This window comes from Nocardioides sp. 503 (genome assembly GCF_004522095.1).
In the GTDB taxonomy this organism is placed as follows: Bacteria; Actinomycetota; Actinomycetes; order Propionibacteriales; family Nocardioidaceae; genus Nocardioides.
Window position 1 is genome coordinate 37,098 of record NZ_SPUI01000008.1, and the last position, 26,416, is coordinate 63,513.

The following is a 26,416-nucleotide window of genomic DNA, read 5'->3' on the forward strand; positions in this document are numbered from 1 at the left end:
ACCTGTCAACAACTTCCCGCAAAGCCTGTCCCTGCGGTGTGACGGCCGCTACAGTTCCTGGAACTTGTTCTAGTTCTGGTCCCGTCCGGCCGTCCACCGCAGGAGCATGCATGCCCGGCTTCAACCTCTCGACGGTCTTCGAGACCGTCACCCGCGCGGTCCCCGACCAGGAGGTCCTGGTCTGGCGCGACCGGCGCTTCACCTACGCCGCCATCAACGAGCGCATGCAGGGCGTGGCCCACTTCCTGGTCGAGCAGGGCCTGGGCTGCCACACCGAGCGCGACGGCCTCGCCGGCCACGAGTCCGGGCAGCACCACCTGGGCGTCTACCTGCGCAACGGCAACGAGTACCTCGAGACGCTCGTCGGCGCGTGGCGCGCCCGCGTGGCGCCGTACAACATCAACTACCGCTACGTGGAGGAGGAGCTGCTCTACCTCCTCGACGACGCCGGCACCGAGGGTCTCGTCTACGCCGCCGAGTTCGCGCCGCAGGTGGCCGCGCTGCGCGAGCAGGTGCCCGGGCTGCGGCTGCTGGTCCAGGTGGCCGACGACAGCGGCAACGCGCTGCTGCCCGGCGCCGTCGACTACGAGTCGATCGTCGCGACGCCCGCGCCGGCGGCCGGGATGCCGGAGCCGTCCGGCGACGACCTGTTCATCATGTACACCGGCGGCACCACCGGGATGCCCAAGGGCGTGGTCTGGCGCCACGAGGACGTGTTCATCTCCGCGATGGGCGGGCTGCCGTTCGGCACGACCACGCCCTACGCGTCGTACGACGAGATCGCGCAGGCCGCCGTCGCCGCCAACGGCGGCACCACGATGCTCATGCTGCCGCCGTTCATGCACGGCGCCGCGCAGTGGTCGGCGTTCCACATGTTCGCCACCGGCGGCAAGATCGTGATCCCCGACGACGTGCACCGCATGGACCCCGCCGACGCGCTGAGCGTGGCCTCGCGCGAGAAGTGCCTGGCCATCCCCGTCGTCGGCGACGCCGTGGCGCGACCGCTGGTCGAGGAGCTGGAGCGCGGCGACTACGACCTGTCGTGCGTGGCGGCCGTCAGCAACGGCGGCGCGCCGCTGTCGCCGACCGTGCGCAGCCGCCTTCTCGACGCGCTGCCGCACGTGATGATCCGCGACACCGTGGGCTCCAGCGAGACCGGCATCCAGCTCAACGTCTACTCGTTCAAGGGCGCCGAGGCCGACGCCGCGGTCTTCGAGGCCCAGGAGGACACCGCCGTCGTGAGCGACGACCTCTCCCGGCTGCTCGGGCCCGGCGAGAGCGGCGGCTGGCTGGCCCGCACGGGCCGGATCCCGCTGGGCTACCTCGGCGACGCCGACAAGACCGCGCGCACCTTCCCGGTCGTCGACGGCGTGCGCTGGTCGGTGCCCGGCGACCGGGCCAACGTCCTCGAGGACGGCCGCATCGAGCTGCTCGGCCGCGACGGGGTGACGGTCAACTCCGGTGGCGAGAAGATCTTCGTCGAGGAGGTGGAGCGGGCGCTGGCCGCCCACCCGGACGTGCGCGACGTGGTCGTGGTGGGCCGCCCGTCCGAGCGGTGGGGCAGCGAGGTCGTCGCCATCGTCCAGCTGGCCGACGGCTCCGACGCCACGGACGACGAGCTGCTCGCCGAGGCGGGCCGGCACGTCGCCCGCTACAAGGTGCCCAAGGCGGTCGTGCGGGTCACCGAGATGCAGCGCTCGCCCTCGGGCAAGGCCGACTACCGCTGGGCCACGGCGCAGGCCACCGCCTGAGGCCGGCTCAGGAGCCGAAGCGCAGGCGGAAGTCCTCGGCCACGACGCTGGCCAGCGGACGACCCGCGCGCAGCCAGGCCAGCGGGCCGTCCTCGTCCAGGCGCCACTCGGCGGTCGCGGGCCGCAGCCGTCCGGACGCGCGGATCGGGCTGGCGACCGTGCGCGCGTGCAGGGTCTGGACGACCCGGCCACGCACCGGCAGCGGCAGCGGTACGGCGGGCAGGCGGCGGGCCGCGAACGTCGCGCCGGCGACCGGCCGCCCGTCGACGGAGGCCCGGAGGCCGTCGAAGGTGGCCAGGTCCTTGGGGATGCCCCACAGGCCGCGCCCGCCGAGCATCGAGGTCTCGCTGTCGACCCAGATGTCGGTGATCGACAGGCCGACCCCGCGGCCGTGACGCACCACGACGGCGGCGAGCAGCTCGTCGTAGGCCATCTGGCCGGCCTGCGAGTAGGCCACGAACGCCGTCGTCACCAGCGCCCGCCCGCGCACGGTGACGGGTCGGGCGCTGAACGGCAGCGCCGGCAGGCCGGCTGCCGGGACCGACCAGGTCGTCAGGTGGCCGAGGCCGGCGAGGTCCCACGGCTCCGGGGGATAGGCGGTGCTCATGCGGTGATCTCCTCGAGGTCGTCCCAGTCGACGTCTGCGGTGCGGGCCTGGTACTCGGCCACGAGCCCCGGCCAGTTCGTGGTGATGCGCGGGCCGTCGACGTACCAGCTCGAGCAGCCGCTCCAGGCGCTGTCGGCCAGTCGCGACTGCATCTCGCGGTCGTAGGCCGCCGCCACCTCACGCCGTACGGCGAGTGCGTGCGGGCCGTCGTCGGCGAGGCGGACGACCACCTGGGCGACGTAGCCGGCCTGGGCCTCCATCATCGCGATGATCGAGCTGCCGCCGAGGTTGGTGTTGGGCCCGTAGATGCAGAAGAGGTTGGGGAAGCCCGGGACGGTGAGCCCCAGGTGGGCGCGGGCGCCGTCGCTCCACAGCTCGTGCAGGTCCGCGCCGCCCACCCCGGTGACGCGCATCGGCGCGAGGAACTGCGTCGCCTTGAAGCCGGTACCCCAGACCAGCACGTCGGCGGCGTGGAGCCGCCCGTCGGACGTGCGCACCCCGTCCGGCTCGATGGCCGTGACGTGCTCGGTGACGACGTCGACGTGCTCGCGCGCCAGCGCGGGGTACCACTCGTTGGAGAAGAGCAGGCGCTTGCAGCCCAGCGGGTAGTCCGGCACGAGCCGGCGCCGCAGGTCGGCGTCGGGGACCTGGTGACGCAGGGTGAGTCGCCAGGCCGCGCGCAGCGTGGCCAGCAGGGGCCGGGAGATCGGCGAGCGGCCGCCGAGGGCTGCGTTGAAGCGCTCGGTGAGCCAGAACCACGAGCGCCGCTCCGCGGCCAGCAGCCACGGGAAGCGCTCGAAGGCGCGGTGGTGCACGGGCCGGTAGCCCTGGTCGGGCTTCGGGACGACGTAGGGCGCCGAGCGCTGGAACACCGTCATCGCGGCGACGTCGCCGACGATCGCAGGCACGAGCTGGATCGCGCTGGCGCCGGTGCCGACGACCGCCACCCGGGCGCCGCGCAGGTCGACATCGTGGCGCCACTGGGCGGAGTGGAAGGCCGGCCCGCCGAAGGTCTCGGCGCCGGGCACCGCGGGGATGGCCGGGTTGGACAGCTGTCCGACCGCCGAGACGACCACCTCGGCGTCGTACGTCGTCCCGTCGGCGGTCGCGACGTGCCACAGCGCGGCCGCCTCGTCGTAGGACAGCGACGTCACCTCCACGCCCGTGCGGACGTGGGCCAGCAGCCCCTCGCGGTCTGCGGTCTCGCGGAGGTAGGCGAGGATCTCGGGCTGGCGGGAGTAGCGGCGGCTCCAGCGGGGGTTGACGGCCCACGACCAGGAGTACAGCGGGGACGGGACGTCGCACGCGGCGCCCGGGTAGGTGTTGTCGCGCCACACGCCGCCCACGTCGTCGGCACGCTCCAGCACCGTGATGTCGGTGAGGCCGCGCTCGCGCAGCGCACGGACCACGCCGAGGCCGCCGAAGCCGGCTCCGATGACGACGACTCGGGGGCTCATGGCTCCGAAGGTAGGGCGGTCAGACGGTCCCGACGGTGTCTGACGGAGGACGTGGTTGATAATTCCGGACATGACGCAGCTGCCCGAGCCCGCGGCCAGCGGCTGGGACTTCCCGCGCTCGGCGGCCGGCGTCGCCCTCCTCGTGGAGTACGCCGGATCGCGCGGTGTCGGCGCGCAGCGGGCCCTCGTCGGGACCGGGCTGCGCCTCCCCGACCTCGACGGGGGCGAGGTCACGGCCGCCCAGGAGCTCCGGGTCGTGCGGACGCTGCACCGGCTGCTGGGCGAGGTGGGTCGCGACGTGGGGGAGCGCTACGAGGCGGCGAGCTTCGGGGCGTTCGGGTTCGCCCTGCTGGCCAGCCGGACCGTGCTGGACGCGATGACGGTGGCGCTGCGCTTCATCGACCTGAGCTTCGCCTTCGCGATCCCGCGCGCCGAGCTGGTCGGTGACCGGGTCGTGGTCAGCCTGGACGGGGCGACGCTGCCGCCCGACGTGCGGCGCTTCCTGGTGGAGCGCGACGCCACGGCGGTGCACGTGGTGCTGGAGGCGCTGGTGCCGGGCGGGGTGGGCGCGGAGCTGACATGGGGGGAGGGGGCGGCCCGGCTGGCCTTCGGCGTCGACCAGCTCGAGCGGCCGCTGCCGCAGCGCAGCCCCGAGCGCCTGGCGCTGGCCGCGACGATGTGCGCGCAGGTGGTCGACGCCCGCCGGGCGCGCACCGGTCTCGCCCAGGACGTCCGGGTGCTCATCACCCAGCGGCTGCCCGAGGGCGCCCCGATGCCGGAGGTGGCCGCCGCGCTGGCCCTCAGCGAGCGCCAGCTGCGGCGCCGGTTGGCCGAGGAGGGCGTCGGCTACCGGCAGCTGCTCGACGAGGTGCGCTCCTCGCTGGCCCGGGCCCTGCACGCCGGCCGCGCGACGATGCCGGTCGCCGAGGTGGCGGCCCGCCTCGGCTACGCCGACGCGGCGGCGTACCTGCATGCGCGGAGGCGGTGGAGGGACGTCGCCGACGGCACGAACGACCGCTGACCCGCCGGAGCGCGTCCGGCGGGTCAGCGGCGACCGGGGCTAGCGGGTGGTGCGGACCGTGCGGGTCGCGACGTCCGAGCCGCCCGGACCGGTCGCGGTCACCTTGACCACGAGCTTGCCGGTGACGGCGCGCCTGCTCTTGAGGCGGACGTCGCCACCGGTGCGGCCGACCGTGCGGGTCGCCAGGACGCGGCCCTTGCTGAGCAGCTGCACGGTGACCTTGGACGCGCCGGCGGCGGCCACGGACACGGGCAGTCCGGCCCGGCGGACGACGTCGCGGTCGATGGAGCGCACCGCGGCGACGGCGGCCTGCGGGGCGAGGGGCTGCGGCGCCCCCGGACCGGGGAGCGTGCTCGGCGTGCGGCCGAGCATGGTCGCGTACAGGTCGGTCTGGTCGATCACGCCGGTCACGTTGGCCGCCTGCGGACCGGACGCGGCGACGCGGATCTGCGCGCCGGTGTGGTCCGAGCCGACGTCGGAGGTGGAGTAGGCCACGGTGAGCGGGTCGCCGTCGGCGGTCTCGAGCGTCGCCGTCAGCTTGCCGTCGGTGTTGCCGCCCACGATCTGCGTCGAGTGGGCGTGGTCGCCCGTGACGATGATCAGGGTGTCGGGGTGCTCGGCCTGGTAGTCCAGCGCCACCTCGACGGCCTCGTCCAGCTCGACGAGGTCACCGATCGCGCCGCAGATGTCGGTCGAGTGCTCCTGCTTGTCGATCATGGCGCTCTCGGCCTGGAGGAAGAACCCGTCCGGGTTGTCCAGCAGCTCGATGGCCTTCTCCGTCATCGCCGACAAGTCGGGCTGGTCGCCGCGCTCGGCCGGCGTGCACTCGGTGGTGGTGCTGCCGGCGCCCGGAGGGGGAGTGGCGACGAGCGGGTTGTTCATCGGGGTCATGTTGACGGGGGCGAAGAGACCCAGGACCGGGCCGCCGGCCAGCGACGTGACCGCGGCGAGGTCCGTCTTGTCCTCGAGCACGCGGTAGCCGTGCTGCTGCTGCGCGTAGGACAGGACGGTCTGGCCGCCGCCGGCGTCCGTGGGCTGGGTGTAGCTGCTCATCCCGCCGCCCAGGAGCACGTCGACCTCGTTGTCGACCAGCTGCTCGGCGATCGAGCCCTTGCCGCCGTTGGCCTTCTTGGCCGGCAGGCACGTGGCCATGTCGGCGGGTCCCTTGCAGGCGCGGGCGTTGATGTGCGCGGCGGCCGCGGCGGGCGTGGCGTCGGTGATCTCCGAGGTGGTGATGTCGCCGGTCAGCTTGCCGTCCTCCTTGAACTGCTCCAGGACCGTCCGGTAGTCCTCCCCGGGCACGGTGGCTGCGGTGCTGGGGCCTTGCGAGAGGCGACCGTCGACGGTCTTCTTGCCGGTCGACCAGCCGCTGGCGGTCGGGGCGGAGTCGGAGACGTAGGCGACCGGGTAGTCCGGGCCGGGCCCGACCTTGAGGCCGTGGGTGGTCATCGCGCCCGTGAAGGGCAGGCTGTCCAGCGCGAAGCGGCCGTCGGCGCCGAGGGCGTAGTCGCGGGCGGCGGTGATCATGGAGTCGTCCATGCCGTCGCCGATGAGCAGGATGACGCTCTTGGGCTCGGACGGGTCGATCTCGGCGGCCAGCTCGGCGGAGCGGTCCTGGTCGAAGCCGGCCTCGGGAGCCGGGCTCGCCGCGGACGAGGTGAGGGCGCCGACCGCGAGGAGCCCGGTCAGGGCTCCCGTCGCGATCAGGGAGGTACGGGTGCGCTGCACGGCGTGTCCTTTCGTCGGATGCGCGAAAGGTCCCGCCCGCAGGCGGCGCTGCCCCGTCGCCCGGGTGGAGCGCGGATGACGCTTGGGTGTCCGGGAGGGTGTCGGCCGGACAGGTCGCTGCTCGACCCCGACCATGTGCCCGCTGGCGCGGTGGTGGTGGGGGTTTCGAGACAGGCGCTAGCGCGCCTTCCTCAACCCCCGGGGGATACCGGGGGTTTAGGAGGTTGCGCAGCAACCGTCTCGAAACCCCTCACGTGATCGTCATCCCGCCGTCGACAGGAAGCGTCTGGCCCGTGATGTACCCGGCGGCGTCGGAGGCGAGGAAGACCACGGTCGCGGCCAGCTCGGCAGGGTCGCCCTTGCGTCCGGCCAGGAGCCGCGGGGCCTGCGACTCGAGGTAGCCCGGCGGGTACTGCTCGGTCATCTCGGAGGCGAAGAAGCCGGGCGCGATCGCGTTGACGCGGATGCCCTTGCGGCCCGTCCACTGCTGCGCGAGGTCGCGGGTGAGGCCGATCAGGCCGGCCTTCGACGCGGCGTAGGCCGCCTGCGGCAGTCCCGCGGTGGTGAGGCCGAGCACCGAGGAGATGTTGATGATGCTGGACCCGGGCTGCATGACGCGTCCGCAGGCCTGCGCCATCCAGTAGCAGCCGTTGAGGTTGACGTCGATCACGCGGCGGAAGTCGTCGGGGGCCTCGCGGGTGGCCGGAGCGGCGGTGCCGATGCCGGCGTTGTTGACGAGGATGTCGACGCGGCCGAACTCCTCCATGGCCAGCGCGACGAGGTTGCTGCAGGACTCGGGGTCGGCCACGTCGGTCTCGACGGGCAGCGCCCGGCGGCCGGCGGCCTGCACGAGCCCGGCGGTGTCGCCGAGCCGGTCCACGCGGCGCGCGCCGAGGGCGACGTCGGCGCCGGCCTCGGCCAGGCCCTGGGCGAAGGCGACGCCCAGCCCGCTCGAGGCGCCGGTCACCACGGCCACCTTGCCGTCCAGTCGGAACATGTCGCTCACGGTCATGCGCCGACCCTAGGGCTTCTCAGGCCGGTCCCGACAGCAGCGTCCTCTTGATGTCGGTCTTGAGCACCTTGCCGACCTTGGAGCGCGGCAGGTCGTCCCAGACCTCGACCTGCTTGGGGGCCTTGACGCTGCCGATGCGCTCCTTGACGAACGCCGTCAGCTCGCCCGGCCCGAGTCTCCCGCCTGGCCGCAGCTGGAGGACCACGGTCACCCGCTCGCCCCACTTGTCGTCGGGCAGCCCCACCACGGCGCAGTCCTGGACGGCCGGGTGCTGCATGACGGCCTGCTCGACCTCGGTGGAGTAGACGTTGAAGCCGCCGGTGATGACCATGTCCTTGGCGCGGTCGACGATGAAGAGGAAGCCCTCGTCGTCGAGGTAGCCGATGTCGCCGGTGTGGTGCCAGCCGTGGGCCGAGGCCTCGGCGGTCGCCGCGGGGTCGCGGTGGTAGCCGGCCATGACCAGCGAGCTGCGGACGACGATCTCGCCGGTCTCGCCGCGGGGGAGCAGCGCCCCGTCGGGCGCCATGATGGAGACCGTCACCAGCGGGGCGGGTCGCCCCGCTGATGACAGCCGTTCGTGGGCGATGCTGCCGTCGGCGCGCAGGTGGTCGCGCGGCGACAGGGTCGCGATCATCATCGGCGCCTCGGTCTGGCCGAAGAGCTGCGCCATCACCGGTCCCAGCCGCCCGATGGCCTCCTCCAGCCTCGCGGCCGACATCGGCGCGGCGCCGTACCAGAAGCACTGCAGGGACGAGGTGTCCGTCGCGTCGAGCTCGGGGTGGGCGAGCACCATGTAGACGAGCGTCGGCGGCAGGAACGTGTGGGTGACCCGGTGCCGCTGGACGTGCTCGAGGAACGACCCGACGTCGGGGGAGCGCATCACCACGATCTCGCCGCCGAGGGTCATGACGGGGAAGCACAGGACGCCGGCCGCATGGGTCAGCGGCGCCAGTGCGAGGTAGACGGGCCGGCCCTCGAACGGGTAGCTCATCAGGGTGATCGCGCTCATCGTCTCGAGGTTGCGTCCGGTGAGGAGCACCCCTTTGGGCCGACCCGTGGTGCCGCCGGTACCGACGATCATCGCCACGTCGTCGACGGGCGGCACGGGCTCGACGAGCGGCTCGCCCAGGAACTCCGCCCACGTGAGCGCCCCGTCCACGGCGCCGTCGAGGCACACCAGGGTCGTGAGCTTCGGCAGGTCGTCGCGGATCTGGGCCACCAGTCCGGCGTACGTCGCCTGGAAGACCAGCACCGAGCAGTCGAACAGGTCGAGCAGCTCGCGGTTCTCGGCGGCCTCGTTGCGCGGGTTGACCGGGCACCACACCGCGCCGGCCCGGCTGATGCCGAAGACGCAGGCGAAGGCGACCGGGTCGTTGGCCGAGAGGATCGCGACCGTGTCGCCGGGCGCCACCCCGCGCGCGACCAGGCCACCGGCGACGCGGGCGCTGAGCTGCTGCACCTCGGCGTAGGACAGGCTCGCGCCGTCGGTGGTCAGGCAGGGGGCCCCGGGATCGAGCGAGGCCCCCTTGTCGAGGTAGTCGACCAGGCGCACGGAGGTCAGCCCTCCACGGTCAGCACCGGGGCGGAGACCAGCCCGAAGCTGCGCAGCACGCCCAGCAGCTCGCGGTGCCCGAACGCCTGGCACCCCGACGCGAAGCCGACGCGCCTGGGCGGCTGCTGGAGCAGGTGGTAGGCGGCGTACGCCTGGAGCAGCCCGGTCTGCTTGTAGTTCTGGTTGCCGTGGATCACGCAGTGGGCGCGGCCGAGCGGGCCCGACGCGTGCACCGAGTCGAGGGACTTGTTGAGGCGGGGGTTCTCGCGCGGCGGCATCGTGCTCATCACCTGGGCCGCGGTGGCGGCCAGCGCGGCGTAGGTGTCGTCGGCGTCCATGTCCTTGGTCGCCTCGATCGCGGCGGCCACGATCTGGGGGACGCCGAGCATGAGCGCCTTGTTGAAGACCCCTCCGAGCGCCTTGACGTTGGCGACGCGGGGGTCGTTGCGGTACCAGACGGGGTGGGATGTCCCGCCCCACGGCAGCGCCAGCGCGAGCTCGTGCTGGCCGGGGATCGCCAGCTGATAGTGGCCGGCCTCGGGGTCGAACGGCACGTAGGCGCCCTGCTCGAGGTAGTGGGCGCCGGAGAGCGCGGCGTTGAAGAGGATCGTCTGGGTGGAGGCGATCGTCGGGCTGCCGCCCCAGAAGACGGCGATGTCAAGGGTGTCGAGGCCGGGCGTCTCGAGCGCGACCTCGGCCGCGATCTCCCCGGTCGTGTACATCTGCGCGATCCCCGGCGCGAGGAGGAGGCCCGCGGCGGCGAAGTCGGCGCCGTACTTCTCGTCGCAGGTGATCAGCCAGTCCTGCTCGCCGGTGGTGTCGGTGTAGTGGGCGCCGGCGGCCAGGCACGCCTCGACCACCTCGGGGCCCCACTTGCTGAACGGGCCCACGGTGTTGAGCACCACCGACGCGCCCTGGAAGAGCTCGGTGAGCGACTCCAGGTCGTGGGTGACCTCGACGACCTCGAAGTCGGCGGTCTCGATGCCGGCGACGTGGGTGGCCATCGAGGCACTGAGGGTGTCGGCCGAGCGGCCGGCGGCGACGAACGGCACGCCGTACTCGCGGAGGTACTCACAGATGAGGCGGCCGGTGTAGCCGGAGGCGCCGTAGACGACGACGCGCTTGGTGTCGCTCATGGTCACATCCCCATCCCGCCGTCGACCGGGAGGCCGACGCCGTTGACGAAGCGGGCGGCGTCGGAGGCCAGGAAGACCACCGCGTCGGCCATGTCGGACACCTCGCCTAGGCGACCCGAGGGGGTGAGCTCGATGACGGCCCCCACGGCCTCCTCGGGAGAGCCGAAGAGCCCGATCGCGGCGACGTCGTTGGCCAGGCCCGCGCCCATGGCGGTCGGCACCAGGCCGGGGTAGATGCAGTTGACGCGGACGCCGTAGCCCAGCTTGCCGGCCTCCATGGCGGCGACGCGGGTGAGCCGGTCGACGCCGGACTTGGTGGCGGAGTAGACGCCGATGCCGGGGAACGCGATGGTGGCGGCGACCGAGGCGACGTTGATGACGCAGCCGCCGTTGCCGGCGGCGCCCTCGGGCCGCATCGTGCGGAAGGCGTGCTTGATGCCCAGCGCGGTGCCCAGCAGGTTGACCTCGAGCTGCTTGCGGACCTGGTCGGGATCCAGGTCGACCAGCAGGCTGGTGATCTCGATGCCGGCGTTGTTGACGACGATGTCGAGCCCGCCGAAGTCCGAGGCGCAGGCCGTCGTGACGTTGGCCCAGCTGGCGTCGTCGGTGACGTCGTGGTGCACGAAGCCGTGACCCTCGCCCTCGAGCGCGTCGGCCGCCTTCTCGCCGAGGTCGTCCTGCAGGTCGGCGATCACGACGCGGGCGCCGGCCGCGGCCAGGGCCTGCGCCATGCCCTCGCCGAGGCCCTGCGCACCCCCGGTCACCAGGGCGGTACGGCCGGACAGGTCCAGGTGGGTCATCGGGTCTCCTCGGTGCGGTCGGATGCCGGTGTGCCGGCGGTCACAACGTACGGCGAAACCCTTGACGACTGTCAAGACTTTCCTGGACATTCGTCAAGAAAAGTCCGGTCGGGTGTCAGGACGAGGCCTCCGGAAGGCGACGGGACCGTAGAGTGGCGCGACAGGACGGCGAGCGAGGTGGGCGGATGGCAGGCACGACCAGCACGGTGAGCGGCACGGCCGCCGCGTCGAGCAGGACCCGGCGCGCGCCCGCCGACAAGCACGACGCGCGGCGCAACCAGCTCGCGGAGTCGGCGCTGACGACCCTGGGGGAGCTGGGCTACGCCCGGACCAGCCTGCGCGAGATCGCCAACAACTCCGAGTTCAGCCACGGCGTCGTCCACTACTACTTCCACGACAAGCTCGAGCTGATCGTCTACTGCGTGCGCTACTACAAGGCGCAGTGCGTGACCCGCTACGACGCGGTCGTCTCCGACTCCACCACCGCCGAGGGGCTCCTGGACGCCTTCGCCGCCAAGCTCGTCGAGACGCTGCGCGACGAGGCTCCCATGCACCGGCTCTGGTACGACCTGCGCACCCAGAGCATGTTCGAGGAGTCGCTGCGCGAGGCGGTCACGATGATCGACGCGACCCTGGAGGAGATGATCTGGCGCGTCGTCAGCCGCTACGCCGAGCTGGCGGGGCGCCCCACGGCGATGACCCCCTCGGCGGCGTACGCCGTGCTCGACGGGCTGTTCCAGCAGGCGCTGCTCGGCCACCTCGTGGGCCAGCCGCAGGCGCTCGACCAGATCGCGTCGCAGGTCCACGGCCTGATGCCGCTGATGCTGGCTCCCGCCCCCTCGTGAGATTCGGCTACCCTGGTGACATGCACAGGGACCTGCTCCTTACCTAGCCGCGTCGATCCGAGACCGACGCGGCTGCCCCTCGTGACCGAGGGGCTTTTTTGTGCCCGGAGCCAGGACCCACCAGAGGCGAGAGAGACATCATGAGCGAGCAGCAGAGCGACACCCCCGGCGAGATCGACGCCGCGACGTACGACGTCGCCGCGACCGAGCGCAAGTGGCAGCCGGTCTGGGAGCAGCTCGAGCCCTTCCGCGCCGACGACGCGTCGCCGCGCGAGAAGAAGTACGCGCTGACGATGTTCCCCTACCCCAGCGGCGACCTGCACATGGGTCACGCCGAGGTGACGGCGCTGCACGACGTGATCGCGCGCTACTGGTGGCAGAAGGGCTACGAGGTCCTGAACCCGATGGGCTGGGACTCCTTCGGCCTGCCCGCCGAGAACGCAGCGATCCGCAACGACGCGCACCCCGCCGACTACACCTACGGCAACATCGCCACGCAGCTGCAGTCCTTCCGCCGCTACGGCGTGAGCTTCGACTGGTCGCGGCGCTTCAACACCTCCGACCCGGAGTACTACCGCTGGACGCAGTCGCTGTTCCTGAAGTTCCACGCCAAGGGACTGGCCTACCGCAAGAACAGCTGGGTCAACTGGTGCCCCCACGACCAGACCGTGCTGGCCAACGAGCAGGTCGTCGACGGTGCCTGCGAGCGCTGCGGCGCCGAGGTCACCAAGCGCGAGCTGACGCAGTGGTACTTCCGCACGACGGCGTACGCCCAGGAGCTGCTGGACGGGCTGGACGACCTGCAGCCGACCTGGTCGGACAAGGTCGTCAACGCGCAGCGCAACTGGATCGGCCGCTCCGAGGGCGCCCACGTCGACTTCGTCGTCGAGGGCCGCGCCGAGCCGCTGACGGTCTACACGACGCGCCCCGACACGCTGTTCGGTGCGACGTTCATGGTGGTGGCCGCCGACGCGGCGCTGGCCTCTGAGCTGGTCACCGACGCGCAGCGCCCCGCGCTGGAGGACTACCTGGTCGAGGTCCGCAAGGAGACCGAGATCAACCGGCTGTCGACCGACCGGCCCAAGACCGGCGTCGACCTGGGCGTCCACGCCACCAACCCGCTGACCGGCGCCCGGATCCCGGTCTACGCCGCCGACTACGTGCTGGCCGACTACGGCACCGGCGCGATCATGGCCGTGCCCGGGCAGGACCAGCGCGACTGGGAGTTCGCGCAGGTCTTCGACCTGCCGGTCATCCGCACCGTCGAGCCCCCCGCCGACTGGGAGGGCGAGGCGTTCACCGGTGACGGCCCGGCGATCAACTCGGCCAACGAGGAGATCGACCTGTCCGGCATGGACATCGCCGACGCGAAGTCGACGACCATCGCCTACCTGGAGGGCAAGGGGCTGGGCCGCGGCACGGTCAACTTCCGGCTGCGCGACTGGCTGCTGTCGCGCCAGCGCTACTGGGGCGCGCCGATCCCGATCATCCACTGCCCGGTCGACGGCGAGGTCCCCGTCCCCGAGGACCAGCTGCCCGTCGAGCTGCCCGAGCTGCGCGGCGCCGACCTGAAGCCCAAGGGCACCTCGCCCCTGGGCGCGGCCACCGACTGGGTCAACGTCACCTGCCCCACCTGTGGCGGACCGGCGACGCGCGACACCGACACCATGGACACCTTCGTGGACTCGTCCTGGTACTTCTTCCGCTACGTCTCCCCGCACGACGACACCCAGGCCTTCGACACCGACCTGGCCAACGCGTGGGGCCCGATCGACCTGTACGTCGGCGGCGACGAGCACGCCGTGCTGCACCTGCTCTACGCCCGGTTCTTCACCAAGGCGCTGCGCGACATGGGCATGGTCGACTGGGACGAGCCCTTCTCGGCCTACCTGTCGCAGGGCAAGGTCATCAACAACGGCCGCAAGATGAGCAAGTCGCTGGGCAACGGTGTCAGCCTGGGCGAGCAGCTGGAGGCCTTCGGCGTCGACGCCGTGCGGCTGACGCTGGTCTTCGCCGGGCCGCCCGAGGACAACATCGACTGGGCCGACATGTCGCCGGCCGGCTCCCTGCGCTTCCTGCAGCGCGCCTGGCGGCTGAGCGGCGACGTCGCCAGCGAGCCCGGCGCCGACCCCGCCACCGGTGACGCCGCCCTGCGCCGGCTGACGCACCGGACGCTGCACGACGCCGAGTCGCTGATCGAGATCCACCGCTTCAACGTGATGGTCGCCCGCACCATGGAGCTCGTCAACGCCACCCGCAAGGCGATCGACTCCGGCCCCGGCGGCGCCGACCCGGCCGTGCGCGAGGCCGCGGAGGCGGTCGCGATCCTGCTGTCCCTCGTGGCGCCGTACACCGCGGAGGAGATGTGGGCGCGCCTCGGCCACGAGCCGACGGTCGCGCGGGCCGGCTGGCCCACGGTCGACGAGGCCCTGCTGGTCGAGGAGTCGGTGACCGCGGTGGTGCAGGTGCAGGGCAAGGTCCGGGGCCGCCTGGAGGTGTCGCCCGACATCTCCGAGGCCGACCTGGAGGCACTGGCGCTGGCCGACGAGGCGGTCGTGCGTGCGCTCGACGGTCGCGAGATCCGCAAGGTGGTCGTGCGCGCGCCCAAGCTGGTCAACATCGTCGTCTGAGCCGGGGCCACCCGGGCTACTGTTCGGTCCATGTCGGTCGTCGTCGTCACTGACTCGACCGCCAGCCTCCCCCCGGAGGTGGCGGCCGAGCGCGGGATCATCGTGGTCCCGCTGCAGGTCGTCATCGGCGCGAGCTCCTACGACGAAGGGTCCGAGGAGGCGACGCCGGAGCGCGTCGCGCAGGCGCTGCGGGAGTTCCGCCCGGTCAGCACGTCGCGCCCCGCGCCCCGGGCGATGCTCGACGCCTACGAGCGCGCGGCCCTCGCCGGCGCCAAGCAGATCGTGTCGGTCCACATCTCGGGCGACATGAGCGGCACCTTCGAGTCCGCCCAGCTCGCCGCCCGGGACGCCCCCGTGCGGGTGATCTGCGTCGACAGCCGCCAGGTCGGCGTGGCCACCGGCTACGCCGCCCTCGCCGCCGCCGACGCCATCGGCCAGGGCGTCTCGGTCGAGGCCGCCGCCCAGGCGGCGCGCACCCGCGCGGCCGCCTCCCGCTCGCTCTTCTACGTCGACACCCTCGAGTACCTGCGCCGCGGCGGCCGGATCGGCACCGCCTCGGCGCTCTTCGGTGGGGCGCTCGCGGTCAAGCCGCTGCTGCAGATCGAGGACGGCGTCGTCGCCTCGCTGGAGAAGGTCCGCACCACCGCCCGGGCCCTGGCCCGGCTCGAGGAGCTCGCCGTCGAGGCGGCCGGCGCGGACCCGATCGACCTCTGCGTCGCCCACCTCGCCAACCCCGACCGCGCCGGGATGCTCGTCGACCGCCTCACCGACCGCCTCGCCGCCAACCTCGGCGGCCGCGAGCCCTGGTGCGGCGAGCTCGGCGCCGTCCTCGGGGCGCACGTCGGGCCGGGGATGATCGCCGTCTGCGTGGCGCCGCGGGGGTAGCAGGTTTTTCAGCAGCTGCTGAAAAACCTGCGCTTCTGGGCCAGAAGAACGGCCCAGAAGCGCAGGGAAAGGCCCAGCAGGTGCGGCTCGACGCCTCGGCGCGCCCCCGCCCACGTCTCCTGAGCCACGCGCCGCGAGTCGTCCACAGGTACGTCGCCCGTGCGGGTCGTCCACAGCTCGCGGCGTCGCCGGGGCCCGCCGTCCGGCGGCCTGCCTAGCGTCCCTCCCATGCGATCGCGACGAGCCCAGCAGGAGCATGACGAGGCGGTGGCGCGACGGCTGGCCCAGCTGAGCGCCGAGCTGTCCGCCACCCACGTGCCGGGGGCCGCGGACGCGCGCGACGTGGCGCCCGCGGCCGGCGGCGAGTGGTGGGACGGGCACACTCGCGTCGCCCCTGCCCGCCGCCCACTCGTGGTCGTGCCCCCGACGGTCGACCCTCCCGCCCCGCCCCCGCCGGAGGATCCGGCGGGGGAACCCCCGCCGGTTCCCGTCCCCGGTCGCCACGCGGCGCGCCGGCGTCGCGTGCTGGCCGCGGCGGTGCCCGAGCCACTGCGCGGGCGCGCCTGGCTGGGACCCATGCAGGTGACCGTCGTGGCAGTGCTGGTCGCCGTGGGCTTGGCCGTCACGACCTGGTGGGTGGTGCGGGGCGACCCCGAGCCGGCCACCGCAGGTCCCTCGCTGCCCGCCGCGAGCGGTGCGTTGGTCTCGGTGGCCGAGCAGCCCGTGCCCTCGCCGCCCGCCGTCTCGCCGTCCGGTGCCTCACCGAGCGGAGGGCCGGCGGGCGGCGCGGGAGCGAGCGTGACCGTCGACGTCGCGGGCAAGGTACGCCGCCCCGGCATCCAGGTGCTGGACGCCGGGGCTCGCGTGGTCGACGCGATCGAGGCGGCCGGTGGAGCTCGGGCGGGCGTGGACCTGGCGTCCCTCAACCTCGCGCGCGTGCTCGTCGACGGGGAGCAGGTCCTGGTGGGGGCGCCTGCCGGTCCGGCGGTGGGGGGTCCCGGCGTCTCCGAGGTGCCGGGGGCGCCCGGTCCCGGCGGGGCCGTGCCGGCGCTGGTCAGTCTCAACACGGCGGGGCAGGCCGAGCTCGAGACGCTGCCCGAAGTCGGTCCGGTCACGGCGCAGTCCATCCTCGCCTGGCGCACCGAGCACGGCGGCTTCTCCTCGGTCGACGAGCTGCTCGAGGTCGACGGCATCGGCGACGCCACGCTGGCCAAGATCGCGCCCTACGTCACGATCTGAGGGAGAGGCCGGTGACGCCAGCGGTCGGCGGGCACGACCTGCGCCTGCCCCTGCTCGCGGCGTCCGGGTGGCTCGCGGGCGTCGCCGCGCACCAGCTGGGCGCCTGGGTCTGGCTGGGGGTGGGCGCCGTCGCGCTCGTGGCGGCCCGGCGCGCGTCGCCCACCCTCCTCGGAATGGTGCTCGTGGCCGCTGCGGTGGCCGGCGCGACCCTGCTCCGGGTCCAGGCGGTGAGCGACAACCCGGTGGGCGCGCTCGCGCACGAGCGCGCGGCAGCGAGCGTCACCGGCACCGTCGTCTCCGACCCGCGACCGGTCGCAGGCCGCTTCGCCGAGCAGGTGGTGGTCCGCCTCGAGGTCCGCTCGGTCACCGGGCGCGGCCGCACCCACGCCCTCGCCACGCCGGTCCTGGTGATCGGCGGTCAGGCGTGGGCGCGGACGCCGCTGGGAGCGACGGTCACCACGTCGGGCGTCCTGGTGCCGGCCGACGGCGACGACCTGGCCGGGGTGCTCACCGGAGCACGGGACCCGACGCTGCGGGCGCCACCCGACGTGTGGTGGCGCGGCGCGGCCGTGGTCCGTCGGGGGATCCGCGACGCGGTGGCGCATCGTCCCGCCGACCAGCGCGCGCTGGTGCCGGCGCTCGTCGACGGGGACGACGCCGGCCTGGACCCGGGGCTGGCCGACGACTTCCGCACCACCGGGCTGACGCACCTCACGGCAGTCTCCGGGACCAACCTCACGCTGGTGGTGGGGTTCCTGCTGCTGCTGGCCCGGTGGTGCGGGGTCCGCGGGCGTTGGCTGCACGTCGTCGGGGCGGCGGGGATCGTCGGCTTCGTGCTCCTCGCCCGCACCGAGCCCAGCGTGCTGCGCGCCGCGGTGATGGGCGCGATCGGTCTGGTGGCGATGGGGGTCGACGGTCGCAGGCGCGCCTTCCGGGCCTTGGGGCTGGCGGTGGTGGCGCTGCTCCTGGTCCAGCCGGGGCTGGCGATGACCGCCGGGTTCGCGCTGTCGGTGCTCGCCACCGCCGGCATCGTCGTGCTGGCCCCCGACTGGCGGGACGCGCTCGCGCGGTGGCTGCCGCGCTGGGCGGCCGAGGCGGTCGCGGTCCCCGCCGCGGCCCAGCTGGCGTGCACGCCGGTGGTCGCGGGGCTCTCGGGCCAGGTCAGCCTAGTGGCGGTGGCCGCCAACCTGGCCGTGGCGCCCCTGGTCGGTCCGGCGACCGTGCTCGGCCTGGCCGGCGGGCTCGTGGGACTCCTCGTCCCTCCCGGCGGTCGCCTTCTCGGCACGCTCGCCGCCTGGTGCGTGGGCTGGATCGTCGCCGTCGCCCGCCGCGGTGCGGACCTGCCCGGGGCGGCGCTCGACTGGGGCTCCGGGGCCGTCGCGCTGGTGGCCCTCACGGCGATGTGCGTCGTCCTGGTCCTGCTCATGCCCCGGGTGCTCGGCCGCCCGGCGTCGGCCGCCGCCCTGCTCGCGCTCCTCGTGGTCGTCGTGACCGTGCGCCTCCCGACGCCGGGCTGGCCGGCCCCCGGGTGGGTGCTCGCGATGTGCGACGTCGGCCAGGGTGACGCCCTGGTGGTGCGCACGTCCCCGTCGGCCGGCATCGTCGTCGACGCCGGCCCGGACCCCGGGGCGGTCGACGCCTGCCTGGACCGGCTCGGTGTCGACGACGTCCCGCTCGTCGTGCTGACCCACTTCCACGCCGACCACGTCGACGGACTGAGCGGGGTGCTCGACGGCCGCCGGGTGGGTGCGGTCGAGACGACCCGGATGCTCGACCCGCCCGGCGGGGTGGCGCAGGTGGGGGAGGAGTCGGACGCCGCCGGGCTCGTGCCGGTGCTCGCGCCGTACGGCGTCACGCGCACGCTGGGCGACGTCACCCTCCAGGTGCTGTGGCCGCCCCCGGACCGCACCGAGGTCGGCGCCGGCGACGGCAGCCGCGCCAACGACGCCAGCGTGGTCCTGCTCGTGGAGGTGCGCGGGGTCCGGCTCCTGCTCGCCGGTGACCTCGAGCCCGAGGGCCAGGCGGCCCTCGCCCGCAGCCTCGTCGGTCTGGACGTCGACGTGCTCAAGGTGCCCCACCACGGCAGCCGCTACCAGGACCTGGGCTTCCTCACCTCGCTCGACGCCGAGGTGGCGCTGGTCTCGGTCGGCGCCGACAACGACTACGGCCACCCCGCCGACGTCGTCCTGGACGCCTTGGCCGACCACGGCAGCGAGGTGCGTCGCACCGACACCGACGGCGACGTCCTCGTCGTGCCCGACGGCGACGGCGTGTCCACGGCGACCCGCTGACCGGCGCGTGCCCTGCCGGAGGACCGTCGGCGGTCTGTGGGAGGCTGACGACATGCGCGCCGGAGACGTCCTCGGTCGGGTCACCCTCGTGACCGGCAAGGAGGAGTTCCTCAACGAGCGCACCATCGCCGGCGTCCGGGCCGCGGTCCGTGCCCACGACCCCGAGGCCGAGCTCTCCGAGACCATGGCCTCCGACCTCACCCTCGGCACGCTGGGGGAGCTGTCCGCTCCGTCGCTGTTCTCCACCGTGCGCTGCGTCGTCGTCCGCAACCTCGAGCACCTGCCGGAGGAGTCGGTCGACGGGCTCCTGGGCTACGCCGCCGACCCGGCCGACGACGTCGCGCTGGTCCTGGCCCACGGTGGAGGCCAGAAGGGCTCGGGCGTGCTCACTAAGCTGCGCAAGCTGGCCGGCGTCAGCGAGTCCAAGTCAGACGAGCTGCGCCCCTCGGAGTTCGCCGGCTTCGTGACCCACGAGGTCCGCCAGCTCGGCTCGGCCATCGACCAGGAGGCGGCGTCGTTCCTGGTCACGGCCGTCGGCCACGACCTGCGCTCGCTCTCGGCCGCCGCCCACCAGCTCACCAACGACTTCGTCGGCCAGCCGCTCACCGTCGAGCGGGTCAAGCAGTACTTCGGGGGCCGGGCCGAGGCCAAGTCCTTCGCGGTGGCCGACGCCGCCTTCTCGGGCAAGCGGCAAGCCGCGCTCGAGGAGCTGCGCTGGGCGCTCGACGGCGGCACGGCCGCGGTGCTGGTGACCTCGGCCTTCGCCGGCAGCGCCCGCGGGCTGGCCCGCTACCAGGGTGCGGTGCGCGGCATGCGCGAGGCCGACCTGGCCCGCGAGGTCGGCGTGCCCCCGTGGAAGCTGCGCTCCCTGCGCGACCAGTCCCGCGGCTGGTCCGAGACCGGGCTGTCGCGGGTGATCCGGGCGGTGGCCAAGGCCGACGCCGACATCAAGGGCGCCGCCAGCGACCCCTCCTACACCCTCGAGCGACTCGTCCTCACCGTCACCGCCCTGCGCGACCACCGCTGACCGCCCCGCCTCGCGCTGAGCCCGCCGTGACGGGTAGTCCCTGACGATCGTGTCGCGAAATGCGCGTGTCGATGACACGAACGTCAGGGACTACCCCGCCGGTCCGGCCCGCAGCAACGCCCGGAAATGACACTGACCCGCCCGAGGAACTCGGACGGGTCAGGAGAGGACGCGGGTCAGAGCGACGCGGCCTTCTTGAAGATCGAGGACTTGCGGTTGGCGGCCTGGTTCTTGTGGATGACGCCCTTGGAGGCGGCCTTGTCCAGCTTGCGGGCGGCGTCGCGGCTCAGGGCGATGGCCTGGTCCTTGTCGCCGGCCTCGGCAGCCTCGCGGAACTTGCGCACGACGGTCTTGAGGTTGCTCTTGACCGCCTTGTTGCGCTCGTGCGCCTTCTCGTTCTGCTTGTTGCGCTTGATCTGGCTCTTGATGTTCGCCACAGGTGTGCCTTCGTCTCCGGGTGGATGCTGTCTCAGGTCTGGTGTGCGGTCGGCGCAGGTGCTGCCGGATCACGCGACGGACAAGATTAGCAGCGCGCCGCTCGGCCACCCAAATCCGCCGTCGCGACCGCGCCCGGTCACCAGCCTCGCCGCTCGCAGAGCCACTCCCAGACCACCTCACCCTGCCAGCGCTGCGCCTCGCGCAGGTGCGGCGAGGTGGGCGGGACCGGCTCGTCGCCCTGCTTGAGGAAGTACGCCGCCAGCAGCGCCAGCACGATGTCCACGTGCTCCGCGGGCACCTCGGCGGTCAGCGGCGCCGCGGCCAGCGCGGCGTCGACGTCGACGCCGTCGCCGCGCGGTCCGATCATCAGGAAGACCGTGTCGAGCCAGGCGGCGCCGACCACCGGCCAGTTCCAGTCGCACAGCAGGGCCGTGCCGTCGGGCCGGACCAGGATGTTGTCGTCGCGCACGTCGGTGTGCACCAGCGTGCTGCCCGAGGTGACGTCGGCGAAGCGCGCGGCCAGCGCCGCGGCCTCCTCGAGGTGCGGCAGGTCGGGGCGCGTGGCCCGCACGTGGTCCCAGTAGCCGGGGAAGTCGGCGAACTCCACCGCGAACAGGTCCAGGTCCAGCCCGGCGGGCGCCGGCGTCAGCGCCTGGGCGGCCCGCTGGAGCATCGCCACGGACGCCTCGAGGTCGGCGGGGCGCCAGGGTCGGCGCGGGTTGCGCGCCTCGACGTGCTCCAGACCCAGGACCACCCAGTCGTCGGCGTCGTGCACCCACAGCAGCCGCGGTGCCGGCGCGGAGGCCGGGATCGCCGCGAGCTTGCGCGCCTCCTCGCGGTAGGAGTGCGCGAACATCCGCTGCGCCTTGGCCGAGGCGGCCTTCACGAAGTGGCGCGAGCCGTCCTGGCAGGTGAGCACGGAGGCGAAGCCCGGGGTGAAGCCGGCGCCCTGCGAGCGCGCGTCGACCACGGGGGAGCCGCAGCGCCGCTCCACGAGGGCGCGCACCAGGGGCGGCAGGTGCGCCCACTCGAGGCGTCGCGCGGTCCGGCCGTGGGGGAGGGGGGACGGGATCACGCCGCTCATCCTCCCGGCACGGGCAAACGGATTCTCACTCCCACCCACCGGCATGGGAGGATCGGGCATCGTGTCCACGCCGCCTGCCGCGCCCCCTCCGGGCCACACCGACCCCGCGATCCTGCGCAACTTCTGCATCATCGCGCACATCGACCACGGCAAGTCGACGCTCGCCGACCGCATGCTCCAGCTGACGGGGGTGGTCGACGCCCGCGCCGCCCGCGCGCAGTACCTCGACCGCATGGACATCGAGCGCGAGCGCGGCATCACGATCAAGAGCCAGGCCGTGCGGATGCCCTGGACGGTCCCGGTCGACAACGACCAGGGCGCCGAGCCCGGCACCTACGTGCTCAACATGATCGACACCCCCGGCCACGTCGACTTCACCTACGAGGTCTCCCGCTCGCTCGAGGCGTGCGAGGCCGCGGTGCTGCTGGTCGACGCCGCGCAGGGCATCGAGGCCCAGACGCTGGCCAACCTCTACCTCGCGCTCGCCGCCGACCTGCACATCATCCCGGTCCTCAACAAGATCGACTTGCCGTCGGCGCAGCCCGAGAAGTACGCCGCCGAGCTGGCCGGCATCATCGGCTGCGACCCCTCCGACGTGCTCCGCACCTCGGCCAAGACGGGCCTGGGCGTCGAGGCGCTGCTCAACGAGATCGTCCTGCAGACCCCGGCCCCCGTCGGCGACCCCGACGCCCCGCCGCGTGCGCTGATCTTCGACTCGGTCTACGACACCTACCGCGGCGTGGTCACCTACGTCCGCGTCGTCGACGGCAAGCTCAGCCACCGCGACCGGATCAAGATGATGTCCAACGGCGTCGTGCACGAGATGCTCGAGGTCGGCGTCATCAGCCCCGAGCCCGTGAAGTCCAGCGACCTGGGCGTCGGCGAGGTCGGCTACCTGATCACCGGCGTGAAGGACGTGCGCCAGTCGCGCGTCGGCGACACCGTCACCAGCCAGCACCACGGGGCCAGTGAGGCGCTCGGCGGCTACAAGCACCCCAACCCGATGGTCTACTCCGGGCTCTACCCGATCGACGGCGACGACTACCCGACGCTGCGCGACGCCCTCGAGCGGCTCCAGCTCAACGACGCCGCGCTCGCCTACGAGCCGGAGACCTCCGGCGCCCTGGGCTTCGGCTTCCGCTGCGGCTTCCTCGGCCTGCTCCACATGGAGATCGTGCGCGAGCGCCTCGAGCGCGAGTTCAACCTCGACCTGATCTCGACGGCGCCCAACGTCGTCTACGAGGTCGTCATGGAGGACGGCTCGGTCATTGAGGTGACCAACCCCAGCGAGTACCCCGACGGCGGCAAGATCTCCGAGGTCCGCGAGCCCGTCGTCCGCGCCACGATCCTGAGCCCGTCGGACTACATCGGCACGATCATGGAGCTCTGCCAGAACAAGCGGGGCAACCTGCAGGGCATGGACTACCTCTCCGAGGACCGCGTCGAGATGCGCTACACGCTGCCCATGGGCGAGATCGTGTTCGACTTCTTCGACGCGCTCAAGTCGCGCACCAAGGGCTACGCCTCGCTCGACTACGAGCGCTCGGGCGACCAGGCGGCCGACCTGGTGAAGGTCGACATCCTGCTGCAGGGCGAGCCTGTCGACGCGTTCTCGGCGATCGTCCACAAGGACGCCGCCTACTCCTACGGCGTGATGCTGGCCGGCAAGCTCAAGGAGCTGATCCCGCGCCAGCAGTTCGAGGTGCCGATCCAGGCCGCGATCGGCGCCCGGGTGATCGCCCGCGAGAACATCCGCGCGATCCGCAAGGACGTGCTCGCCAAGTGCTACGGCGGTGACATCACCCGCAAGCGCAAGCTGCTGGAGAAGCAGAAGGAGGGCAAGAAGCGGATGAAGATGGTCGGCCGCGTCGAGGTCCCCCAGGAGGCGTTCATCGCCGCGCTCTCCAACGCCCCCAGCGGGGAGAAGTCCGGCAAGAAGTAGCGCGGCTCACGCTGCGCGCGGCGTCACCTCGTGAGAGCCCGCTCGTTCTGCCAGGAGTAGGACGGCCAGCAGCGGGTACGTTGGAGCACGTGACCGGTCGGTCCGACCGTCCGTCACGTCCGCACGAGGGTCCTGGGGGGCCTCACATCTATGGGGGATCCATGAGCACGACATCGCACGACACCATCGGTCCGCAGGTCGACCGCACGTTCCAGCAGCAGCTGGCCAGCCGGACGCCCACGCGCTTCCGCCACAACCTGGCCGGGCACCCGCTGCTCACGCTCGACGCCATCGCCGACCTGGGCGCCGAGCTGCCGCCGGCGTCCGTCTCCGCCGAGATCGGCGACAAGCCGCTGGCGGCCGGCTCCGCCGAGAGCGTCGCCGTCACGGTCGACGACATCGCGACCCAGATCCGCGACATCGCGGTCAACAGCTCGTGGTTCACGCTGCTGCACATCCAGCAGGCCGACCGCTACCAGGTGCTCATCGACGAGATCATCGACGGCATGGCCGCGACCTCGGGCCTGCCCGCCGCCAGCCTGCGCCGCCGGATGGGCTTCCTGTTCGCGAGCTCGCCGCAGGCGGTCACCGCCGCGCACTTCGACATCGAGCACAGCTTCTGCATGCAGCTGCAGGGCACCCGCCTGCTGGGCTTCGGCAAGTTCGCCGACGAGGAGCAGCGCGCCCGCCACATCAAGTCGTACTGGAACGGCGACTTCGGCCGCTTCGACACGCTGCCCGAGGTCACCGCGGAGTACGAGATCGGGCCGGGCGACGGCTGCTACATCCCGCCCTACACCCCGCACTGGATCAAGAACTACGACAAGACGTCGCTGTCGATGACCGTCACCTTCTTCAACGACGACAACGAGGGCGAGTCGCTGGTGCAGGCCTTCAACACCAAGGTGGAGAAGCTCGGCGTCAGCCCTCAGCCCTACGGCCGGTCCTCGGGCCGCGACCGCGCCAAGGTCGGCTTCATGAAGGCCTACGGCGGCGCCAAGCGGCGGCTCGGTCTCGGAGGGTCCGGAAGCGTCGGTTCCCACTGACCGCTGCGCCCCAGCCGGCCACCACGGCCCGGCCGAGGAGGCCGTGGCCCACGCGCAGCCTCAGCACCGTCCGGGAGTGGTCGGCGAACGACGCCTTGTAGGCCTCGTCGCCGCGCAGCATGTCCAGCTCCCGGGCACCGGCCGCGTGGGCGTCCACGATCACGCGGTGCAGCAGCACGGTCCCCGCGCTGCGGTGCTCGTGGTCCAGCGACCGCGCGACCTGGTAGAGGCTGAGCCGGGCGTCGCAGGTGAACGCGAGGGACACCGCCACGACCTCCTCGGGGGAGGCGAGCAGGTCGACGCGCGCCTCGTCGCGGGCCACCGCGGCGGTGAACGCCTCGGCGAGCGTCGGCAGCTGCTCGAGGAGCGGCCCCCGCCCGTCCCGGGTCTCGTGCAGCCGGCGCAGCTCGCCGAAGGCCGCCGGGAGGTCCGCCGGCGCCACCTGCGTGTGGACGTAGCCGTCCTCGGTCATGCGCCGATCCGCCTTGCGGGTGGCGCGGCGGAAGTTCGAGGAGCGCGACGCGAGGTAGTCGTCCTCGGTGAGCGGTTGGTACGGCGCCAGGTCGACCGGCGTCGCCGAGCCCGGCAGGGCGGCGGCGAGCCGCGATCCCTCGGCCAGCCCGACCAGGTCCAGGACGCGAGCGCCAGGCGCCGCGAACCAGCCCCGGATCGTCGCCTGCACGTCGCGCTCGCGTCCGGGGGCTGCGACCAGGTCGAGGTGGTCGGGGCACAGGACGCCCTGGCCGGCGAACCGGTAGCGCTCGACGCCCAGCAGGCGGTCCCGGACCAGGGCCACGCCGCCGAGCAGGCGGCCCTCCTCGAGGACGAGCAGGGTCACGCGCACGCGCCGGTCGGTGACCGACTCCAGCCACGAGGTGCGCAGGAACGGTGACGGAAGTGGCTGCTGTGACACGAGTGAGTCCCACTCTGCGGCACGCGGACCCAGCTCGTCCACGACGAGCAGCGAGATCCCCCCGGTCGCCGGCACGGGACGACCCTAGTCGGCATCCGGCGACGTGACACTGACCACCACGCTCTCGACGCCCGCGGGGTGGTGACGAGGCGCTCGCCGACCTATGGTGTAAGGAGCTAGAAGGTCTATCCGCGCACCCTGGGTGCCGCGACTCGACCTACCGACTGGGGGGAACAGAAAGCAATGTCCGACGACACGACCACGCACGAGCAGCCGTCGATGATCCGACGCGCTGCCACACCGTCCGAGCAGGTCACGCCATCCGCGGAGACCACGCCGACGGCCGAGGCCGCAGCACCGATCGCGTCCACCGAGGCGCTCGCCGCGCCGGCCGCGCCGGCCGCGGAGGCCATCACACCCGCGGAGACGCCCGCCGCAGGCCCGTCCACCGCCGGTGAGCGCGCCAAGGCGCTGCGCCAGACCCTGAGCGGGCTGCGCGAGGTCGATGCGCTCCGCGCCGAGGCCAACCGCATCAAGGAGCAGGCGACCGCCGAGGCCGACCAGATCCTGACGCAGGCGCAGGCGCTGTCCACCGAGATGCGCGTCGAGGCCATCGACGAGGCCGCCGAGATCGTCTCTCGCGCCCACGCCGAGGCCGACGGCGTCCGGCAGCGCACCGAGGACGCCCTGGGCGAGCTCCGCGCGGGCTTCCAGGACGTCGAGAGCCACCTCCAGGTGGCCCTCCGCTCGGTGGGCTCCATGCTCGGCACGCTCGAGGGCGTCCGCACCGAGCCCGCTCCGGCTCCGGCTCCGGCTCCCGCACCGTCGTCGATGCTGCCCGAGGTCGTGGCGCCCGAGCAGTACGCCCCTGAGCGCACCGCCGAGACGCAGGTCGTGCCGCACGACACGGCCTACCTCCAGCGTGAGGACCGCCGCGACGACCAGGGCGCCCGTCCGCTCGGATGGCTCTTCCGCGCCAGCTCGCAGGCCTGATCCGCGCCTGAGAGCCCGG

General features: G+C 73.0%; 21 protein-coding genes. 11 read left to right on the forward strand and 10 right to left on the reverse strand.

Features of this window, described 5'->3' with window-relative positions:
* Positions 1-110 precede the first annotated feature (110 nt).
* Positions 111-1,751, forward strand: a complete 1,641-nt coding sequence (locus E4622_RS19440) for an acyl-CoA synthetase (protein ID WP_134741800.1) — start codon at positions 111-113, stop codon at positions 1,749-1,751.
* A gap of 7 nt (positions 1,752-1,758) precedes the next feature.
* Here the strand turns inward: E4622_RS19440 and E4622_RS19445 are convergent, their stop codons facing one another.
* Both E4622_RS19445 and E4622_RS19450 read right to left on the reverse strand, forming a co-directional pair.
* Positions 1,759-2,358 (reverse strand): acetoacetate decarboxylase family protein, encoded by a 600-nt coding sequence (locus tag E4622_RS19445; RefSeq protein WP_134741801.1) that lies wholly within the window; start codon positions 2,356-2,358, stop codon positions 1,759-1,761.
* Positions 2,355-3,815, reverse strand: a complete 1,461-nt coding sequence (locus E4622_RS19450) for an NAD(P)/FAD-dependent oxidoreductase (RefSeq protein ID WP_134741803.1) — start codon at positions 3,813-3,815, stop codon at positions 2,355-2,357. Before E4622_RS19450 ends, E4622_RS19445 begins: the two co-directional genes overlap by 4 nt.
* Before the next feature lie 70 nt (positions 3,816-3,885).
* Between E4622_RS19450 and E4622_RS19455 the strand changes: the two genes are divergently transcribed.
* Complete coding sequence (locus tag E4622_RS19455; RefSeq protein WP_134741805.1) at positions 3,886-4,836, forward strand: AraC family transcriptional regulator; 951 nt, start codon at positions 3,886-3,888, stop codon at positions 4,834-4,836.
* Between the two features lie 39 nt (positions 4,837-4,875).
* Here the strand turns inward: E4622_RS19455 and E4622_RS19460 are convergent, their stop codons facing one another.
* From E4622_RS19460 to E4622_RS19480, 5 genes are all read right to left on the reverse strand, one after another.
* Positions 4,876-6,564 (reverse strand): alkaline phosphatase, encoded by a 1,689-nt coding sequence (locus tag E4622_RS19460; RefSeq protein WP_209022021.1) that lies wholly within the window; start codon positions 6,562-6,564, stop codon positions 4,876-4,878.
* 250 nt (positions 6,565-6,814) lie between these two features.
* A complete protein-coding gene (locus E4622_RS19465; RefSeq protein WP_134741808.1) occupies positions 6,815-7,576 on the reverse strand; it encodes a 3-oxoacyl-ACP reductase family protein in 762 nt (253 codons plus the stop codon).
* A gap of 19 nt (positions 7,577-7,595) precedes the next feature.
* A complete protein-coding gene (locus E4622_RS19470; RefSeq protein WP_134741810.1) occupies positions 7,596-9,128 on the reverse strand; it encodes a long-chain fatty acid--CoA ligase in 1,533 nt (510 codons plus the stop codon).
* Positions 9,129-9,133: 5 nt separating this feature from the next.
* Positions 9,134-10,264 (reverse strand): DUF5938 domain-containing protein, encoded by a 1,131-nt coding sequence (locus E4622_RS19475; protein WP_134741811.1) that lies wholly within the window; start codon positions 10,262-10,264, stop codon positions 9,134-9,136.
* A 2-nt stretch (positions 10,265-10,266) separates the two neighbouring features.
* Positions 10,267-11,064 carry an SDR family oxidoreductase gene (locus E4622_RS19480; protein WP_134741813.1) on the reverse strand — a complete coding sequence of 266 codons (798 nt, stop codon included), beginning with the start codon at positions 11,062-11,064 and terminating at the stop codon, positions 10,267-10,269.
* Between the two features lie 185 nt (positions 11,065-11,249).
* Between E4622_RS19480 and E4622_RS19485 the strand changes: the two genes are divergently transcribed.
* From E4622_RS19485 to holA, 6 genes are all read left to right on the forward strand, one after another.
* Positions 11,250-11,909, forward strand: coding sequence for a TetR/AcrR family transcriptional regulator (locus tag E4622_RS19485; protein ID WP_134741814.1), 660 nt, complete (start codon positions 11,250-11,252; stop codon positions 11,907-11,909).
* 140 nt (positions 11,910-12,049) lie between these two features.
* Positions 12,050-14,539, forward strand: coding sequence for a leucine--tRNA ligase (gene leuS, locus E4622_RS19490; protein WP_134741815.1), 2,490 nt, complete (start codon positions 12,050-12,052; stop codon positions 14,537-14,539).
* Positions 14,540-14,569: 30 nt separating this feature from the next.
* Positions 14,570-15,424: a DegV family protein gene (locus E4622_RS19495; RefSeq protein WP_134741817.1), complete on the forward strand. Its 855-nt coding sequence runs from the start codon at positions 14,570-14,572 to the stop codon at positions 15,422-15,424.
* A gap of 228 nt (positions 15,425-15,652) precedes the next feature.
* The gene (locus E4622_RS19500; protein ID WP_209022022.1) at positions 15,653-16,663 is read left to right on the forward strand and encodes a helix-hairpin-helix domain-containing protein; all 1,011 of its coding nucleotides are present in this window, start codon (positions 15,653-15,655) and stop codon (positions 16,661-16,663) included.
* Between the two features lie 11 nt (positions 16,664-16,674).
* Positions 16,675-18,954 (forward strand): ComEC/Rec2 family competence protein, encoded by a 2,280-nt coding sequence (locus E4622_RS19505; protein WP_134741819.1) that lies wholly within the window; start codon positions 16,675-16,677, stop codon positions 18,952-18,954.
* 52 nt (positions 18,955-19,006) lie between these two features.
* On the forward strand, positions 19,007-19,981 hold the full coding sequence (gene holA, locus E4622_RS19510) for a DNA polymerase III subunit delta (RefSeq protein ID WP_134741821.1): 975 nt from the start codon (positions 19,007-19,009) through the stop codon (positions 19,979-19,981).
* Positions 19,982-20,157: 176 nt separating this feature from the next.
* Here the strand turns inward: holA and rpsT are convergent, their stop codons facing one another.
* Positions 20,158-20,418: a 30S ribosomal protein S20 gene (gene rpsT, locus E4622_RS19515; RefSeq protein WP_134741823.1), complete on the reverse strand. Its 261-nt coding sequence runs from the start codon at positions 20,416-20,418 to the stop codon at positions 20,158-20,160.
* Positions 20,419-20,555: 137 nt separating this feature from the next.
* The gene (locus E4622_RS19520; RefSeq protein WP_134741825.1) at positions 20,556-21,503 is read right to left on the reverse strand and encodes a phosphotransferase; all 948 of its coding nucleotides are present in this window, start codon (positions 21,501-21,503) and stop codon (positions 20,556-20,558) included.
* Positions 21,504-21,546: 43 nt separating this feature from the next.
* Here E4622_RS19520 and lepA point away from each other — a divergent pair, with 43 nt between their 5' ends.
* Together lepA and E4622_RS19530 are read left to right on the forward strand one after the other, a co-directional pair.
* Positions 21,547-23,445 (forward strand): translation elongation factor 4, encoded by a 1,899-nt coding sequence (lepA, locus tag E4622_RS19525; RefSeq protein ID WP_134741827.1) that lies wholly within the window; start codon positions 21,547-21,549, stop codon positions 23,443-23,445.
* Positions 23,446-23,606: 161 nt separating this feature from the next.
* Positions 23,607-24,491: a cupin domain-containing protein gene (locus E4622_RS19530; protein WP_134741828.1), complete on the forward strand. Its 885-nt coding sequence runs from the start codon at positions 23,607-23,609 to the stop codon at positions 24,489-24,491.
* Here the strand turns inward: E4622_RS19530 and E4622_RS19535 are convergent.
* Positions 24,421-25,479 carry a GNAT family N-acetyltransferase gene (locus E4622_RS19535; protein ID WP_134741830.1) on the reverse strand — a complete coding sequence of 353 codons (1,059 nt, stop codon included), beginning with the start codon at positions 25,477-25,479 and terminating at the stop codon, positions 24,421-24,423. The genes E4622_RS19530 and E4622_RS19535 overlap by 71 nt on opposite strands.
* Positions 25,480-25,647: 168 nt before the next feature.
* On the opposite strand from E4622_RS19535, the gene E4622_RS19540 reads away from it, so the two are divergent.
* Positions 25,648-26,397 carry a hypothetical protein gene (locus E4622_RS19540; protein WP_134741832.1) on the forward strand — a complete coding sequence of 250 codons (750 nt, stop codon included), beginning with the start codon at positions 25,648-25,650 and terminating at the stop codon, positions 26,395-26,397.
* Positions 26,398-26,416: the final 19 nt, after the last annotated feature.

Bases quoted from the DNA above. Each gene is read 5' to 3' on its own strand.
- E4622_RS19455 (WP_134741805.1), top strand. From the start codon at position 3,886: ATGACGCAGCTGCCCGAGCCCGCGGCCAGCGGCTGGGACTTCCCGCGC.
- E4622_RS19465 (WP_134741808.1), bottom strand. From the start codon at position 7,576: ATGACCGTGAGCGACATGTTCCGACTGGACGGCAAGGTGGCCGTGGTG.
- E4622_RS19440 (WP_134741800.1), top strand. From the start codon at position 111: ATGCCCGGCTTCAACCTCTCGACGGTCTTCGAGACCGTCACCCGCGCG.
- E4622_RS19530 (WP_134741828.1), top strand. From the start codon at position 23,607: ATGAGCACGACATCGCACGACACCATCGGTCCGCAGGTCGACCGCACG.
- E4622_RS19495 (WP_134741817.1), top strand. From the start codon at position 14,570: ATGTCGGTCGTCGTCGTCACTGACTCGACCGCCAGCCTCCCCCCGGAG.
- E4622_RS19520 (WP_134741825.1), bottom strand. From the start codon at position 21,503: ATGAGCGGCGTGATCCCGTCCCCCCTCCCCCACGGCCGGACCGCGCGA.
- leuS (WP_134741815.1), top strand. From the start codon at position 12,050: ATGAGCGAGCAGCAGAGCGACACCCCCGGCGAGATCGACGCCGCGACG.
- E4622_RS19500 (WP_209022022.1), top strand. From the start codon at position 15,653: ATGCGATCGCGACGAGCCCAGCAGGAGCATGACGAGGCGGTGGCGCGA.
- E4622_RS19475 (WP_134741811.1), bottom strand. From the start codon at position 10,264: ATGAGCGACACCAAGCGCGTCGTCGTCTACGGCGCCTCCGGCTACACC.
- E4622_RS19445 (WP_134741801.1), bottom strand. From the start codon at position 2,358: ATGAGCACCGCCTATCCCCCGGAGCCGTGGGACCTCGCCGGCCTCGGC.
- lepA (WP_134741827.1), top strand. From the start codon at position 21,547: ATGGGAGGATCGGGCATCGTGTCCACGCCGCCTGCCGCGCCCCCTCCG.
- E4622_RS19480 (WP_134741813.1), bottom strand. From the start codon at position 11,064: ATGACCCACCTGGACCTGTCCGGCCGTACCGCCCTGGTGACCGGGGGT.
- holA (WP_134741821.1), top strand. From the start codon at position 19,007: ATGCGCGCCGGAGACGTCCTCGGTCGGGTCACCCTCGTGACCGGCAAG.
- E4622_RS19450 (WP_134741803.1), bottom strand. From the start codon at position 3,815: ATGAGCCCCCGAGTCGTCGTCATCGGAGCCGGCTTCGGCGGCCTCGGC.
- E4622_RS19540 (WP_134741832.1), top strand. From the start codon at position 25,648: ATGTCCGACGACACGACCACGCACGAGCAGCCGTCGATGATCCGACGC.
- E4622_RS19485 (WP_134741814.1), top strand. From the start codon at position 11,250: ATGGCAGGCACGACCAGCACGGTGAGCGGCACGGCCGCCGCGTCGAGC.